Consider the following 15,261-nt stretch of genomic DNA (forward strand, 5'->3'; position numbering starts at 1 on the left):
GCGTTTCCATTCGTTGGGCGCGGGCGGCGGCCTGCCTACGCTGGCGTCCGCCGTCTATCGCCGTCATCGCCCCGGGCGGGGCCGCGGCCGGCGGCTGAAGGAGAACCGATGAACGCCGTGGCCGAACTGCCTGCGTCCGTGGACGCCCACCCCGTGCTGCAGCGTGCGCGCCAGGCCGCGCGCGCCGAAGGCCTGCCCTATGCCGGCGTCGTGCCGCCGCAGGACGCCTGGGCGCTGGTGCAGGCCGGCCTGGCGTTGCTGGTGGACGTGCGCTCCGCCGAGGAACGCAAGTTCGTCGGCCAGGTGCCGGGCAGCCTGCACGTCGCCTGGGCCACCGGCACCGCGCTGACGCGCAACCCGCGTTTCGTGCGTGAACTCGAAGCCCGCCTCGGCGGCAAGGACTCGGTGGCGCTGCTGCTGTGCCGCAGCGGCAAACGCTCGGCCGCGGCCGCCGAAGCCGCCGCGGCCGCGGGCTTCACGAACGTGTTCAACGTCGGGGAAGGCTTCGAAGGAGATCTCGACGCCGCGCAGCAGCGTGGCCACGTCAACGGCTGGCGCCGGCGCGCGCTGCCGTGGACGCAAGACTGACCGCGCCGCCGAACGAACGCATTCGCACCGTCAGAGGAACTTCGCGATGACCCGCATCTACGACGACAACTCGCTGTCCATCGGCCGCACGCCGCTCGTGCGCCTGAACCGCATCACCGACGGCGCCGGCGCCACGGTGCTGGCCAAGATCGAGGGCCGCAACCCGGCGTATTCGGTCAAGTGCCGCATCGGCGCGGCGCTGATCTGGGACGCCGAACGGCGCGGCCTGCTCGGCCCGGGCAAGGAGCTGGTCGAGCCGACCAGCGGCAACACCGGCATCGCGCTGGCCTTCGTCGCCGCCGCGCGCGGCATCCCGCTGACGCTGACGATGCCCGAGACGATGAGCCTGGAGCGGCGCAAGCTGCTGCTGGCCTACGGCGCCAAGCTCGTGCTGACCGAAGGCGCCAAGGGCATGAAGGGCGCCGTCGCCAAGGCCGAGGAGATCGCCGCCAGCGACCCGAAGTACGTGCTGCTGCAGCAGTTCCGCAACCCGGCCAACCCGGCGATCCACGAGGCCACGACCGGCCCCGAGATCTGGGAGGACACCGAGGGCGCGGTCGACGTCGTCGTCTCGGGTGTCGGCACCGGCGGCACGATCACCGGCGTCTCGCGCTTCATCAAGAAGACCCAGGGCAAGGCGATCACCTCGGTGGCCGTCGAGCCCGCGGCCAGCCCGGTGCTGAGCCAGGTGCGCGCCGGCGAGGAAGTGAAGCCCGGCCCGCACAAGATCCAGGGCATCGGTGCCGGCTTCGTGCCCGAGGTGCTGGACCTGTCGCTCGTCGACGCCATCGAGCAGGTGACGAACGAGGAGGCGATCCACTTCGCGCGCCGCCTGACGCGTGAGGAAGGCATCCTGTCGGGCATCTCCGGCGGTGCCGCGGCGGCGGTCGCGGTGCGCCTGGCGCAGCGCCCCGAACACGCCGGCAAGACCATCGTCGTCGTGCTGCCCGACTCGGGCGAGCGCTACCTCAGCTCGGTGCTGTTCGAAGGCGTGTTCGACGCCAGCGGCCTGCCGCCGGCCGAAGCCAAGGCGGCCTGAGCATGGCCGCCCCCCACGACGACGCGGTCGCCGAACGGCCGGCCGCGGTGGCGACGCACGCCCCGCCGCCGCGTGCGCTGGCGGTCGAAGACGCTTCGCTGGACCTGGCCGGCATCGTCGCCGGGCTGCGCGCCGCGCGCACGCGCTGGCGCAGCGCGCAGCAGCGGCCCGAGGAGCACGGCCACCGCGAGCTGCCGTCGCGCGAGGTGCTGGCGGCGATCGTCGACGGCCTGCGCGGCGCGCTGTTCCCGCTGCGCCTGGGCCCGCAGGACCTGCGCCAGGAGAGCGAGGACTACTACGTCGGCCAGACGCTGGACCGCGTGCTGGGCTCGCTGCTGCAGCAGGCGCGGCTGGAGTTGCGCTACCAGGCCCGCCTGGGCCGCGGCGCCGAGGACGTCGACGCGCGTGCGCTGGCCTTCGTGCGCGCCTTCGGCGCCGCGCTGCCGCGGCTGCGCGCGCTGCTGGACACCGACGTGCTCGCCGCCTTCCGCGGCGACCCGGCGGCGCGCAGTGTCGACGAGGTGCTGCTGTGCTACCCCGGCGTGCAGGCGATGATCCACCACCGCATCGCGCACGAGCTCTACGGCCACGGCCTGACGCTGCTGGCGCGGCTGGTGGCCGAACGCGCGCACGCCGAGACCGGCATCGACATCCACCCCGGCGCGACGATCGGCGAAGGCTTTTTCATCGACCACGGCACCGGCGTCGTCATCGGCGAGACGGCGCAGATCGGCCGCCAGGTGCGGCTCTACCAGGCGGTGACGCTGGGCGCCAAACGCTTCGCAACCGTTGCCGACGGCAGCCTGCAGCGGGGTGGTGCGCGCCACCCGATCGTCGAGGACGAGGTCGTCGTCTACGCCGGCGCGACCATCCTCGGCCGCATCACGGTCGGCCGTGGCTCGGTCATCGGCGGCAATGTCTGGATCACGCGCGACGTGCCGGCGGGCGGCCGGATCACGCAGGCGCTCACACGGGAGGCAGGACACGATGACGGCATCGATGGCGCCGGTATTTGACGCGCGGCACCTGCCGCACGAGGGCGTGGCCGAACGTTTCGGCCGCACCGTGCGCCGGCTGCGCCAGGCGCGCGGCTGGTCGCAGGAGCTGCTGGCCGCGCGCGCCGAGCTCAACCGCACCTACATGGGCGAGATCGAACGCGCCAGCGCGATGCCTTCGCTGCAGACCGCGGCCAAGCTGGCGCAGGCGCTGGAGGTGCCGCTGGCCGAGTTGCTGCAGCGCTGCGAGCCGCCGCAGCGTTGACGCGGCCACGCGACGGCGGCGGGTGTGCGATCCGCCGCGCCTCGCGCGGCGGCCTTGTCATCCCCGGACCATGGGATCGGTCTACAGTGCGCCCAGGGGAGGCGCAATGCTCGGGTGGAGATCGTGGGCCGGCGGGGCCCTGGCCGCATTGACGATGACGTGCTTGGCCCATGGGCCGGCACGCGCCGCCGCCGGCGACGCCGTGCAGGCCGGCGACGTCGTCGTGGTGGGCCTGCTCGAACGTTTCCCGCCGTTCCACGAATGGCGCGCCGACCAGCCCGCGCCGAGCGGCATGGACGTCGAACTGCTCACCGAGCTGTCGCGCCAGACCGGGCTGCGTTTCCGCTACGAACGTTTCGTCGAGTACCCGGCGCTGCTGCAGGCGCTGGCCGACGGCCGCATCCGGCTGGCCACGGCGATCGCGCAGACCCCTGACCGGGCGCTGACGCTGCGTTTCACGCGCCCCTACGCCTCGGTGCAGCAGGCCTTCGTCGGCCCGGCGGCCATCACCTCGGTGCCGGCGACACCCGATCTGTCCGGGCGGCGCCTGGCGGTCACGCGCGGCTACGTTGCCGAGAGCATCGCCGCCGAGCGTTTCCCGGCCGCCGCGCGGCCGGCCTACGGCACCTTGCAGGAGGCGCTGGACGCGGTGCAGCGCGGCGACGCCGACTTCGTCTTCGAGGCCCTGCCGACGCTGCGCACGCTGGTGGCCGAGCGCCCCGGCTCGGGCCTGGCCGTGCTGCGCAGCTACGGCTTCCCCGAGGGCCACCTGCGCCTGGCCGCCGATCTGCGCGACGCGGCGCTGGTGCGCCAGCTCGACGCCACGATCGCCGCGCTGGACCCGGCGTTCACGAAGGCGCTGCGCGACCGCTGGCTGCCGCCCGCGCCAGTGGTCCTGCCGGCGCCCGCACCGGCGCTCGAGGTCGCGCCGCTGCGTGTGGGCTACCTGCCGGGCGATCTGCCGTTCAGTGCCGAGGTGCGCCCCGGCGTCGCCGACGGCCTGGGCATCCGCATGATGAACGAGGTCGCGCGCCGTGCCGGCCTGTCGATCGCCTCGTTCGTGCCGATGGACCTGGCCAGCGGCCTGCAGGCGCTGGCCGATGGCCGCCTGGACGTGATGCTGGGCCTGACCGACGTCGCCGAGCGCCGCGCGCGCATGAGCTTCGTAGGCCCCTACCGCGCCAACCCGCTGGTGCTGATCAGCCAGCGCCAGTTCTCGGTCTGGGACCTGCAGCAGCTGGCGGGCCAGCGGCTGGCGATGATCCGCGGCTATTTCGGCACGCCTTATGTGCGCGCCGCCTACCCGAACGTCGACATCGTCGAGTGCGCCGGCTTCGACGAGTGCCTGACGCTGGTCGAGCAGGGCCGCGCCGAGGCCGCGCTCTACGGCCTGCAGGGTGCCTACGCGCGCCTGGGGCCGCGTGCCGGCAGCACGCTGCACATCACCGGCACCGTGGCCGGGCTGTACGACGAACACAACCTGGGTGTGTCGCTGGCGCGCGCGACGCTGGCCCCGCGGCTGCGCGACGCGCTCAACGCCGTGCTCGCCGAGGACATGCCGCGCATCGAGCGCGAGTGGGCCGCGGCCGAGCAGCAGGACCGTGTCGACTGGGCGCGTGTGCGCCTGTCGGCCTATGCCGCCGCTGCGGTGCTGGCGGTGCTGCTGCTGGCCTGGTGGTGGCACAGCCGCACGCTGCGTCTGGAGATCGAGCGCACGCGCCGCGCCCGCCAGGAGAGCGAGCAGTACCTGGCCTTCCTGGCGCACGAGGTGCGCAACTCGCTGCAGTCGGTCAGCGGCGCGGTGGCGCTGCTGCGCGGCTCGTCGCCCGGCCCCGGCGAGCAGCCGCTGCTGGACGTGCTGGGGCGCTCGTCGCGGGCCACGCTGGGCCTGCTGAACGCGCTGCTGGACCGCCATCGCCTGCACGAAGGGCAGCTCGCGCTGGAACTGCGCCCCGAGTCGCTGGAGCGCTGCCTGCGTGAAGCCGCCGACGAGGCGCGGCCGATGGCCCAGGCCAAGGGCCTGGCGCTGGTGTTCGAGCGCCGCACGCCGCTGGACGGCTGGTGGCGGCTGGACGCGCTGCGCCTGCAGCAGGTGTTGCGCAACCTGCTGGTCAACGCCGTCAAGCACACCGAGGCCGGCCAGGTGCACCTCGCCGCCGGTCTGGAGCCCAGCCCGCGCGGCGAACGCTGGCGGCGGCTGGTCGTCGTCGTCGCCGATACCGGCAGCGGCCTGTCCGCCGCTTCGCGCGAACACGTCTTCGAGCGTTTCCACACCGACGGCGGCGACCGCCCCGGCAGCGGCCTGGGCCTGGCGCTCAGCCGCGACCTGGTGCGCGCCTTCGGCGGCAGCATCGAGGCGCAGAGCCGCGCCGGCGAAGGCTCCGCCTTCACGCTGGCCTTCGACATCGAGGCCGCCGACGCGCCGGCGCCGGCGCAGCCGGGCCAGGTCGAGCGGGTGCTGGTCGTCGAGGACTCGCAGGTCTACGGCCTGCTGCTGCGCCAGGCCTTCGAGAACCAGGGCGTGGCCGTGGTGCTGGTCGAGACGCTGGAGGCCGCGCGCGCCGCGCTCGTCGCCTCGGTGGCCGGCGCCGGCGAGACGACGCCGCCGCTGGACCTGGTGCTGTGCGACCGCTTCGTCGGCGACGGCGACGCCGGCGCGCTGCTGCGTTTCGTGCGCGAGGCCGTGCGCCCGGGCGTGCGCCTGCCGCCGGTGATCTGCATGTCCGCCGAGGTCGAGCCCGGCACGCGCGAACGCCTGCTGGCCGACGGCGCCCGCGAGGTGCTGCTGAAGGAAAGCGACGTCAAGGTCTTCGTGCAGCGGGTGCTGGCGCAAGCCGCGGCGCCGGCCCCGGCCTAGTGGCCGCTTCCGGCAGCGCGGCCAGGCGCACCCTGAACGATCGCCACGGGGCGGGCCGGCTTGGCTACGATGTCTTCCGGGCTCTCGCGCCAGCTTCCTCACGATGATGGATGCCGCCACGCTGCTGACCACGAACGCGCTGCTGTCCTCGGCGGCCGCCGTGGTGATGGGCGTGGTGCTGCGCACGCGCAAGACCTACCCGGGCTTCGGCTTCTGGGCCGCTGGCATCGCCTGCCTGGCGCTGGGCGCGGCGCTGCTGATCCCCGACGTGCTGCCGCCGGGCTGGGCCACGCGCGTGCTGCGCAACGGGCTGCTGGTGGCCGGGCACGTGCTGATCCTGCGCGGCATGCTGCTGTTTCGCGGCGTGCACGTCGGCGCCTGGCTGGAGGCCGCGCTGGCGCTGCTCTTCCTGCCGCTGTTCGGCTGGCTGAGCCTGGACCCCGGCCAGCTGACTGCGCGCATCGTCTGCTACTGCCTGTTCTCGGCGGCGCTGAGCCTGGCCACGGTCGCCGTGACGCTGCACCGGCGGCCGCCCCACTTCGGCTCCAACGACCTGCTGCTGGCGCTGTGGCTGACGCTGTTCGCGCTGATCACGCTGGTGCGCGCCGTGCTGGAGGCGGGTGACGTCAGCACCGCGTTCGAGGCGATCAAGGGCTTCGGCGGCGTCTACGCGCTGGCGCAGATCCTGTCGGTGCAACTCGTCACGCTGACCCTCGTCAGCATGAACTCGCAGCGCATCGAGTGGGAGCTCGGGGCCAGCGCCGCCCGGCTTCAGGCCGGCGAGCAGCAGCTGCGCGCGATGGGCGACAACCTGCCCGCTGGCTTCGTCTACCGCTACGAGGTCGTCGGCGGCCGCCGGCGCTTCGACCACGTCAGCGGCGGCATCGAGGGCACGCTGGGGCTGCGGCCGGCCGACGTGATGGCCGATGCCGAGCCGCTGTTCGCGATGCTCGCGCCCGAGGCGCGCTCGCGCTACATCGAGGACGAGCAGCGCAGCGCCGCCGAGGGCAGCGACTACCACGCCACGCTGCGTTTCGAGCTGCCCGACGGCCGGCAGCGCTGGCTGGACGTGCGTTCGCGCCCGCTGCGCCGCGCCGACGGCTCGATCTTCTGGGACGGCGTGGCACTCGACGCGACCGAGCGGCTGCAGGCCCAGCAGGCGCTGGCCGAGCACCGCCTGCAGCTGGAGCAGACCGTCGAGCGGCGCACCCGCCAGCTCGCCGAGGCCAGCCAGCGTGCCGAGGCCGCCAACCTGGCCAAGAGCGCCTTCCTGGCCAACATGAGCCACGAGATCCGCACGCCGCTCAACGCGATGATCGGCATGGCGCACCTGATCCGCCGCGAGGCCCTGAGCGTGCGCCAGTCCGACCGGCTGGGCAAGCTCGAGTCCGCCGCCCGGCACCTGCTGGAGGTGCTCAACGCGGTGCTCGACCTGTCCAAGATCGAGGCCGGCAAAATGGCGCTCGAAGCCGTGCCGCTGCGTGTCGAGACCGTCGTCGCCAACGTGCTGTCGATGGTCGACGAACGCGCCGGCGCCAAGCAGCTGCGCCTGTCCAGCGAGATCGAGCACATGCCGCGCGATCTGATCGGCGACCCCACGCGGCTGCAGCAGGCGCTGCTGAACTACGCCAACAACGCCGTCAAGTTCACCGAGCAGGGGGCGGTGACGCTGCGCGCGCGGCTGGTCGAGCAGGACGAGGGCAGTGCGCTGGTGCGTTTCGAGGTGCAGGACAGCGGCATCGGCATCGCGCCGGACGTTCTGCCGCGGCTGTTCGAGGCTTTCGAGCAGGCCGACCGCTCCACCACGCGGCGCGCCGGCGGCACCGGCCTGGGCCTGGCGATCACGCGCCGGCTGGCCGAGCTGATGGGCGGCGAGGCCGGTGCCAGCAGCGTCGCCGGCGAGGGCAGCACCTTCTGGTTCAGCGCCCGGCTGCGGCGCGACCCGTCGGCTGCCGAGGAGCCGCCGCAGGGCCCGGCGGCCGAGGCCGAGCAGGCGCTGCGCCAGCGCCACGCCGGCGCCCGCGTGCTGCTCGCCGAGGACAACCCGGTCAACGCCGAGGTCGCCCAGGCCATCCTCGAGGAGGCCGGCCTGGTCGTCGAGGTCGCCGAGGACGGCGTCGCCGCCGTCGACATGGCGCTGGCGCGCGACTACCGGCTGGTGCTGATGGACATGCAGATGCCCGGCCTGGACGGCCTGGACGCCTGCCGCGCGATCCGCCGCCGCCACCCGGCCGGCACGCTGCCGGTCATCGCGATGACCGCCAACGCCTTTGCCGAGGACAAGGTGCGCTGCCAGGCCGCCGGCATGGACGACTTCCTGAGCAAGCCGGTGGACCCGCTGGCGCTGTACCGGCTGCTGCTGCGCTGGCTGGACGGCCGGGCCACCGCCGCCGAAGGGCACGGCTGATTGCGGCCGGGCGCCCGGCGCCCGTGCGAGCATCGGCGCATGAACGTCCCGTCCCCCGTTGCCCGCCGGCGTTGCGCGCGCTGCCTGCGCCCGCAGGCGACCTGTCTGTGCGCGCTGGTGCGGCCCACCGCCCATCGCACCGAGGTGCTGGTGCTGCAGCACCCGCAGGAGCAGCGCCAGGCCAAGAACAGCGTCGCGCTGCTGCGGCTGTCGCTGGCGCGTTGCGAGGTGGTGGTCGGCGAACGTTTCGCGCCCGAGGCCCTGCAGGCGCTGCTGCAGCGGCCTGGCCGCGACACGCGGCTGCTCTATCCCGACGTGCCGGCCGCCCCCGCGCCGCCGGCTTCGGCCGCGCCGGCGACGGCGCCGCTGCGTCTGGTGGTCATCGACGCGACCTGGCGCAAGAGCCTGCGCCTGCTGCTCGAGCATCCGGCGCTGGCGGCGCTGCCGCGGCTGTCGCTGGCCGACCCGCAGCCCACCCGCTACCGCGCGATCCGCGCCGCGCGCCGCGGCGACCAGGTGTCGACGCTGGAGGCCACGGTGCAGGCGCTGGCGATGCTGGAGGGGCCGGCGTTCGACGCCGCGCCGCTGCTCGACGCCTTCGGCCGCTTCGTCGCCGACGTCGCGGCGCGCTGCCCGCGGCCTCAGGCGCCGTGACCGGCGAGCCTGAACACGCGCATCGTCTGCTCCAGCCGCCGCGCCTGCTCCTGCAGGCTGCCGGCGGCCGCGGCCGACTCCTCGACCAGCGCGGCGTTGCGCTGCGTCGCCTCGTCGAGGTCGGCCACCGAGCGGTTGATCTGGCCCAGCCCGGCCGACTGCTCGGCGGCGGCGCCCGAGATCTCGCGGATGATGGCCGCGGCCTTCTGCACCTGCTCGACGATGTCGTTCATCGCGCCGCCGGCGCGCTGCACGTGTTCGGCGCCGGTCTGCACACGTTCGATCGACTCGCCGATCAGCGCCTTGATCTCCTGCGCCGCCTGCGCCGAGCGCTGCGCCAGGCTGCGCACCTCGCCGGCGACGACGGCGAAGCCGCGGCCCTGTTCACCGGCACGCGCCGCTTCCACCGCGGCGTTCAGCGCCAGGATGTTGGTCTGGAAGGCGATGCCGTCGATGACGCCGGTGATGTCGCCGATGCGCCCGGCGCTGGCCGTGATCGCGGCCATCGTCTGCACGACGTCGTGCACGACGCGGCCGCCGCGGTCGGCGCTGCCCGAGGCCTGGGCCGCCAGTTCGGCGGCGTTGCGGCTGGCGCCGGCGGTGTGGTCGACGGTGCCGCTGAGCTGCTCGACGGCCGAGGCCGTGTGCTGCAGCTGCGCCGCGGTCTGCTCGGTGCGGCGCGACAGGTCCTGGCCGCCGGCGGCGATCTGCGCCGACGCGGTGGCGATGCTCTCGGTGGCCTGGCGCACCTGCCCGACCATCGTGCGCAGCGCCTGCACCGTGTGCTCGAGCTCGCCGAGCAGGCTGTCGGCCGGCACGCGGCCGAACTCGACGCCCAGGTCGCCGGCGGCCACGCGGGCCATCGCCGCACGCGCCTCGCCGGGGTCGCCGCCGATCTGGCGCAGCACGGCGCGCGACATGCTCCAGCAGATGAAGGCGATCAGCGCCATCAGCGGCAGCCCGATCGCCAGCGATCGCAGCAGCGCCTGGCGCTGCTGCGCCGCGGCCACGTCCTGGTACAGCCCGGTGCCGACGAACCAGTTCCAATCGGGGATGACGACCGCGTGCTGCAGCTTGGGCACGACGTCCTGGCTGCCCGGCCGCGCGAACGCCGACTCGAGGAAGATGCGGCCGTCGGGGCTGGCGCGCAGCGCCTTGGCCAGCGAGCCGATCAGGTCGTTGCCGTGGCCGTCGAGGATCTTGCCGCTCATGTCGCGGCCTTCCCATTCCGGCTTGATCGGGTGCATCACGCCGACCCCGTCCATCGTCCAGACGTAGAAGTAGTCCTTGCCTTCGGGACCGAAGCGTGCTGCGCGCAGGGCGGCCTTGGCCGCGGCCTGGGCCTGTTCTTTGCTGAGGAGCCCGGCCGCGGCCTCGGCCTGAAACCCGGCGACGATGGCGCGTGCGCTGTCGACGACGGCGACGAGCTGCGCGCGTTGTCCCTGGTCGATCTCCTGGCGCACCTGCCAGACGGCCTGCGCGAGGAGGAAAAGCAATCCGGCCACGGCGGTCGTGACCAGGCAGACCATCTTGGCCTTGAACGTGAGTCGGTCGGACATGACGTCACCCGCGACGCCGGCGCTTCAATGGCCGGCGTCGTCCAAAACAATTACTTCTGGCGTTCGAACGTGATCAGCGAACGCGTCATGCCCTTGTCGGCCCAATTGGGCATCACGCGCCAGGGCGTCGTGACCTGCAGCCTGTCGCCGTCGATCTTGAAGTTGCGCGTCTGCGCCGTGCCCACCCATTGCGGATTCCAGGCCGCCTCGACGTGCGTCGTCCACTGGTCGCCCTTGATCTCGGCGCGGCCGGTGTAGGAGACGATGGTGTCCAGCAGCGCGGCCTTCTCGGCGTCGGTCTTGCCCGGTTTGCGGCCGTCGGCGGTAAGCATGAAGAAGACGCGGCCGTTGGGCGTGAACACCACGCCGCCGCTCGGCTTCGGCCCCATCACCGGCATGATCTCGCCGGTCTGCTGCACTTCGACGACGTAGCTGACGAGACGCCAGGTGCCCAGGATGTCGGGCGTGTCGGCGGCAGCGGCCAGCGTCGGCGCGCCGAGGGCGGCCGCGGTGGCAGCCAGCGCCAGCGTCTTTGACAGCGAGCGTCGGGTCGTGGTGATCATTCGTCCATCTCCAGCGTTGTGAGGCCACGAATTCTGGAGAGCACGATTGCGGATTTCGCGACTTCACGCGAATGGAGGCGAACCGCGGCCGAACGGTCACCTGTCGGGGCTGAACGGCGCTAATCCGACTTCGCTCCTCGGCGCCGGGCGTGGCGCTGCTCAGTCGTAATTGATTGACCTCAATTCGGCCAGGAAACGTTCGGCGGCACGGTCGGCGGGCCAGGGTTCCCAGGCGCTGCCGCCGTAACGCGATTGCAGCGGGTCGGCGGCGAGCACGGGCTCGGTGATGCCGAGCAGCGCGCGCACCTCGTGTTCGCTCCAGCCGGTGCAGTGCACCGCCTCCGAGGCCGCGGCGACGCGGTCGGCGTGTTTGTGCAGGCGGTGGCTCTCGGGTGTCCAGTCGGGCAGGCGGTAGCGCTGCGTGATGGCCGCCATCAGCCGCTCGCCGACGGCCCGGAAGGGCTCGCCGAGCACACGCTTGAGCGGCGAGATGCAGTCGAAGCCGAGGAAACCTTCCTCGGCGTCGTGCAGCAGTTCGGCACGCTGCTCGGCCAGGCTCAGCGGCTGCGGCGCCTCGGCGCGGCGCAGTGCCAGCACCAGCAGCGAGTGCTGCGCCACCGACAGCGGCCAGGCCCAGCGCGACTCGCCGCCCCAGCGGTAGGTGCGCGCCAGGCGCAGCGCCAGGTCCTCGTCGGTCCAGGCGTCGGGTGCCGGGTTGATCAGGTCGAGCGCCGCCCCGGAGGGGAGGCGGATCCAGGCGCGGGGCGGGTGGGCGGACATCGGACGCGGGCGGTTGGGCGAGGGCGCTACGGTAGCGCGTCGCCGTCGCAGCCCGGTGCCCTGCGTGCCCGCGGCGGTGTTCGTGCGGCCGGCGATCGCTTGTGGTGTGCGGCGGTCCTGGGCGCCGTTCGCGCCTCAGCCGCCGGCGCGGAAGCGGTAGCCGATGCCGGCTTCGGTCAGCAGGTGCACCGGCATCGAGGGCTCGGCCTCGATCTTCTTGCGCAGGTTGGCCATGTGCACGCGCACGTAGTGCGTGTCCTCGGCGTGGCCGGGGCCCCAGACGGCTTTCAGCAGCTGGCGGTGGGTGACGACGCGGTCGGGCTGCGTCGCCAGGCAGCCGAGCAGCTTGTATTCGATCGGCGTCAGGTGCAGCTCCTCGTCGCCGCGGCGCACGCTGCGGCGCGCCAGGTCCAGCGTGATGTCGCCGAAACGCAGCACCGGGCCGTCGTCGGGCGACAGCAGCGCGCGGCGGCGCAGCTGGGCGCGCACCCGCGCCAGCAGCTCGCCGGCGCCGAAGGGTTTGACGAGGTAGTCGTCGGCGCCGGCGTCCAGCGCGGCGATCTTGTCGTCCTCGGCGGCGCGTGCCGACAGCACGATGACCGGCGCCGCCGACCAGCCGCGCAGGTCGCGGATCAGGTCGACGCCGTCGCCGTCGGGCAGGCCCAGGTCGACGACCAGCAGGTCGGGGCGGCGCGTGCCGGCCTCGATCAGCCCGCGGCGAAGGCCGTCGGCCTCGTGCACCTCGTGGCCCTCGCTCTCCAGCGCCAGGCGCACGAAGCGGCGGATGTCGGCTTCGTCCTCGACGATCAGGACACGGGTTCTCGGTTCGTTCATCGGAGGTCCTCGTCGGCCACGGCGGCGGCGCTGCCGTCGTCTTCGGGCGGCGTGCCGCGCGGCAGCTCGATCGTGAAGCGTGCGCCGGCAATGCGGCCGGCTTCGAGGCGGTTGGCGCCGCGAATCGTGCCGCCGTGGGCCTGCACGATGGCGCGCGAGATCGCCAGCCCCAGGCCGACGCCGGGCGTCGCGCTCTCGCGTTCGCCACGCTCGAACTTCTCGAACAGCGCTTCCTCGCGCCCCGGCGGCAGGCCGGGGCCGTGGTCGTCGACGACCAGGCGCACGCTGTCGTCCAGCGCCTCGGCGTGGATCGCCAGCGTGCTGCCCGGCGGCGTGTAGCGCGCGGCGTTCTCCAGCAGGTTGACGAGCACACGCTCGAACAGCACCGCGTCCAGCAACAGCAGCGGCAGCCCGTCGGCCAGCGCCACCGTCACCGGCCGACCCTGCAGCACCGGGCGGCAGGCGGCCAGCGCGCTGCCGACCACTTCCTCCAGCGGCTGCCAGGCGCGGCGCAGGCGCACCGCGCCGGCCTGCAGCCGCGCCATGTCCAGCAGGTTGCCGACCAGCGCCGCCATGCGCCGCGCCGATTCGCGGATCGCCTCGACCAGGCCGCGCGGCGCCGGCCCCGGCGGCGCGATGGCCAGCGTGTCGGCCAGGCCGACCAGCGCCGCCAGCGGCGTGCGCAGGTCGTGCGAGATCGCCGACAGCAGCGAGTTGCGCAGGCGCTCGCTCTCGATCTGCAGCGCGCTCTGCTGCGCCACGTCGACGTAGTGCAGCCGCTCCAGCGAGATCGCCAGCAGCGAGGCGCAGGTCTCCATCAGCCGCATCGTCTCGGGGCCCAGCGCGGCGGTGTCGCCGGCTTCGATGGCCAGCACGCCGCGTTGGCGCATCGGCGCCTTCAGCGGCAGCACCAGGCAGCGGCTGGCGGGCAGCGTGTCGGTGCCGGCGCCGGCGGCGCGGCCGTGGCGGAAGGCCCAGGAGACGACGCCTTCGTCGGCCTCGGCCTCGCCGCCGGGCAGGCGCTGCAGCTCGTCGTGTCCGTCGGTGGCGTAGAGCGCGCAGCGGGCGCCGAACTCGGCGGCGACGAAACGCGCGCCGATCTCGGCCACCTGCGCCGGCAGCAGCGCCGCCGACAGGTCGCGCGTCATCTCGTAGAGCCGGCGCACGCGGCGCTCGCGCTGCATCGCCGCGGCGGCCTGCACCTTGAGCCCGGCGGTGAGCTGGCCGATGGCCAGCGCCACAGCCAGCATGACGCCGAAGGTCACGAGGTACTGCACGTCGCTGACGGCGAACGAGAAACGCGGCGGCACGAAGAAGAAGTCGAACAGCGCGACGCCGAAGAAGGCCGCCGCCACCGCCGGCCCGCGGCCGAAGCGCAGGCCGACGCCGACGACGGCCAGCAGGAAGATCATCACGATGTTGCTGAGCTCGAGCACGTCGCGCAGCGGCGTCGCGGCCAGCGCCGTCAGCACGCAGGCGCCGGCGGCGGCGGCGTAGCCGGCCCAGCTGGCGCCTTCGGCGGCCGGGGCCGGGCCGGCGGCGCGCGGCGCCGGCGCGCCGGCCATGCCGACCTGCACCACGTCCAGCTCGCCAGCCAGCGCGGCGACACGTTCGACCGTCGGCCGCTGCCACGGCAGCCGCCGCCGGCCGCGGCCCAGCACCAGGCGCGACAGGTTGTGCTCGCGGGCGTAGTGCACCAGGCCTTCGGCGGCGTCGGGCGCCGACGGCGTGGCGGTGGTCGCGCCCAGCGACTCGGCGAGCTTGAGTTGCTGCAGCGCCTCGCGCCGCGCCTCGGGCCCCAGGCGCTGCAGCGCCGGGGTCTCGACCATCACCGCGTGCCAGGGCAGCTCCAGCTGCGCCGCCAGCCGGGCGCAGCGGCGCACGACGGTCTCGCCGTGCCCGCCCGGCGCGACGGCGGCCAGCAGCGCCTCGCGGTTGGGCCAGACGGTCTCGACGCGGTTGCGGCGCCGCCAGGCGAGCATCTCGCCGTCGACGCGGTCGGCGGTGCGGCGCAGCGCCAGCTCGCGCAGCGCCAGCAGGTTGCCCTTGCGGAAGAAGTGCGCCGCGGCGCGTTCGGCCTGCGGCGGCAGGTAGACCTTGCCGGCCTTCAGCCGCGCCAGCAGCTCGTCGGGCGGCAGGTCGACGACGACGACCTCGTCGGCCTCGTCGAAGACGCGGTCGGGCACGGTCTCGCGCACGCGGATGCCGGTGATGCCGCCGACGACGTCGTTCAGGCTCTCCAGGTGCTGCACGTTCATCGTCGTCCAGACGTCGATGCCGGCGGCCAGCAGCTCCTCGACGTCCTGCCAGCGTTTGGGGTGGCGCGAGCCGGCGACGTTGCTGTGCGCCAGCTCGTCGACGAGCACCAGCGCGCCGTCGTGCGCGGCGCCGAAGGCCAGCGCGGCGTCGAGGTCGAACTCCTCCAGCTCGCGGCCGCGATGGCTGCGGCGCTGGCGCGGCAGCTGCGGCAGGCCGTCGGCCATCGCCGCGGTGTCGCGCCGGCCGTGGTCCTCGACGAGGCCGACGGTCAGCGCCGCGCCCTGCGCCAGCGCGTCGCGCGCGGCGGCCAGCATCGCCCAGGTCTTGCCGACGCCGGCGCTGGCGCCGAAGAAGATCTTCAGCCGGCCGCGGCGTGCGCGGGCCTCGTCCTGCTGCACGTCACGCAGCAAGGTGTCGGGGTCCGGGCGGGGCGGGGCGTTCATCGGCCGGGGATCTTCCCA

The 15,261-nt window shown here is 73.9% G+C and carries 12 protein-coding genes; 7 read left to right on the top strand and 5 right to left on the bottom strand.

The window, feature by feature from the left end:
• Positions 1-108 precede the first annotated feature (108 nt).
• The 7 genes from LOC65_RS10080 to LOC65_RS10110 all read left to right on the top strand — a co-directional run bounded on the left by LOC65_RS10080 (position 109) and on the right by LOC65_RS10110 (position 8,805).
• Positions 109-588: a rhodanese-like domain-containing protein gene (locus tag LOC65_RS10080; protein ID WP_230247395.1), complete on the top strand. Its 480-nt coding sequence runs from the start codon at positions 109-111 to the stop codon at positions 586-588.
• A gap of 46 nt (positions 589-634) precedes the next feature.
• Positions 635-1,627, top strand: a complete 993-nt coding sequence (gene cysK / locus LOC65_RS10085; protein ID WP_230247396.1) for a cysteine synthase A — start codon at positions 635-637, stop codon at positions 1,625-1,627.
• 2 nt (positions 1,628-1,629) lie between these two features.
• Positions 1,630-2,643: a serine O-acetyltransferase EpsC gene (epsC, locus tag LOC65_RS10090; RefSeq protein ID WP_230247397.1), complete on the top strand. Its 1,014-nt coding sequence runs from the start codon at positions 1,630-1,632 to the stop codon at positions 2,641-2,643.
• On the top strand, positions 2,615-2,887 hold the full coding sequence (locus tag LOC65_RS10095) for a helix-turn-helix domain-containing protein (protein WP_029718893.1): 273 nt from the start codon (positions 2,615-2,617) through the stop codon (positions 2,885-2,887). Before epsC ends, LOC65_RS10095 begins: the two co-directional genes overlap by 29 nt.
• Before the next feature lie 154 nt (positions 2,888-3,041).
• Complete coding sequence (locus tag LOC65_RS10100) at positions 3,042-5,744, top strand: transporter substrate-binding domain-containing protein (protein WP_230247398.1); 2,703 nt, start codon at positions 3,042-3,044, stop codon at positions 5,742-5,744.
• A 103-nt stretch (positions 5,745-5,847) separates the two neighbouring features.
• Complete coding sequence (locus LOC65_RS10105; RefSeq protein ID WP_230247399.1) at positions 5,848-8,151, top strand: PAS domain-containing hybrid sensor histidine kinase/response regulator; 2,304 nt, start codon at positions 5,848-5,850, stop codon at positions 8,149-8,151.
• 39 nt (positions 8,152-8,190) lie between these two features.
• On the top strand, positions 8,191-8,805 hold the full coding sequence (locus LOC65_RS10110; RefSeq protein ID WP_009858203.1) for a tRNA-uridine aminocarboxypropyltransferase: 615 nt from the start codon (positions 8,191-8,193) through the stop codon (positions 8,803-8,805).
• Here the strand turns inward: LOC65_RS10110 and LOC65_RS10115 are convergent.
• From LOC65_RS10115 to LOC65_RS10135, 5 genes are all read right to left on the bottom strand, one after another.
• Positions 8,793-10,364, bottom strand: coding sequence for a methyl-accepting chemotaxis protein (locus LOC65_RS10115; protein ID WP_230247400.1), 1,572 nt, complete (start codon positions 10,362-10,364; stop codon positions 8,793-8,795). The two genes, LOC65_RS10110 and LOC65_RS10115, sit on opposite strands and share 13 nt — an antisense overlap.
• Before the next feature lie 50 nt (positions 10,365-10,414).
• The gene (locus tag LOC65_RS10120; RefSeq protein WP_009858201.1) at positions 10,415-10,927 is read right to left on the bottom strand and encodes a lipocalin-like domain-containing protein; all 513 of its coding nucleotides are present in this window, start codon (positions 10,925-10,927) and stop codon (positions 10,415-10,417) included.
• A 159-nt stretch (positions 10,928-11,086) separates the two neighbouring features.
• Positions 11,087-11,707, bottom strand: a complete 621-nt coding sequence (locus LOC65_RS10125; RefSeq protein WP_230247401.1) for a phosphohydrolase — start codon at positions 11,705-11,707, stop codon at positions 11,087-11,089.
• Between the two features lie 135 nt (positions 11,708-11,842).
• On the bottom strand, positions 11,843-12,541 hold the full coding sequence (gene kdpE, locus LOC65_RS10130) for a two-component system response regulator KdpE (protein ID WP_230247402.1): 699 nt from the start codon (positions 12,539-12,541) through the stop codon (positions 11,843-11,845).
• A complete protein-coding gene (locus tag LOC65_RS10135) occupies positions 12,538-15,243 on the bottom strand; it encodes a DUF4118 domain-containing protein (RefSeq protein WP_230247403.1) in 2,706 nt (901 codons plus the stop codon). Before LOC65_RS10135 ends, kdpE begins: the two co-directional genes overlap by 4 nt.
• Positions 15,244-15,261: the final 18 nt, after the last annotated feature.

It is taken from the genome of Rubrivivax sp. JA1055 (assembly GCF_020966565.1).
GTDB classification, from domain to species: domain Bacteria; phylum Pseudomonadota; class Gammaproteobacteria; order Burkholderiales; family Burkholderiaceae_C; genus Rubrivivax; species Rubrivivax benzoatilyticus.

Excerpts from the sequence above, each read along its gene's own strand:
- LOC65_RS10080 (WP_230247395.1), top strand. The coding sequence starts at position 109 with ATGAACGCCGTGGCCGAACTGCCTGCGTCCGTGGACGCCCACCCCGTG.
- cysK (WP_230247396.1), top strand. The coding sequence starts at position 635 with ATGACCCGCATCTACGACGACAACTCGCTGTCCATCGGCCGCACGCCG.
- epsC (WP_230247397.1), top strand. The coding sequence starts at position 1,630 with ATGGCCGCCCCCCACGACGACGCGGTCGCCGAACGGCCGGCCGCGGTG.
- LOC65_RS10095 (WP_029718893.1), top strand. The coding sequence starts at position 2,615 with ATGACGGCATCGATGGCGCCGGTATTTGACGCGCGGCACCTGCCGCAC.
- LOC65_RS10100 (WP_230247398.1), top strand. The coding sequence starts at position 3,042 with ATGACGTGCTTGGCCCATGGGCCGGCACGCGCCGCCGCCGGCGACGCC.
- LOC65_RS10105 (WP_230247399.1), top strand. The coding sequence starts at position 5,848 with ATGATGGATGCCGCCACGCTGCTGACCACGAACGCGCTGCTGTCCTCG.
- LOC65_RS10110 (WP_009858203.1), top strand. The coding sequence starts at position 8,191 with ATGAACGTCCCGTCCCCCGTTGCCCGCCGGCGTTGCGCGCGCTGCCTG.
- LOC65_RS10115 (WP_230247400.1), bottom strand. The coding sequence starts at position 10,364 with ATGTCCGACCGACTCACGTTCAAGGCCAAGATGGTCTGCCTGGTCACG.
- LOC65_RS10120 (WP_009858201.1), bottom strand. The coding sequence starts at position 10,927 with ATGATCACCACGACCCGACGCTCGCTGTCAAAGACGCTGGCGCTGGCT.
- LOC65_RS10125 (WP_230247401.1), bottom strand. The coding sequence starts at position 11,707 with ATGTCCGCCCACCCGCCCCGCGCCTGGATCCGCCTCCCCTCCGGGGCG.
- kdpE (WP_230247402.1), bottom strand. The coding sequence starts at position 12,541 with ATGAACGAACCGAGAACCCGTGTCCTGATCGTCGAGGACGAAGCCGAC.
- LOC65_RS10135 (WP_230247403.1), bottom strand. The coding sequence starts at position 15,243 with ATGAACGCCCCGCCCCGCCCGGACCCCGACACCTTGCTGCGTGACGTG.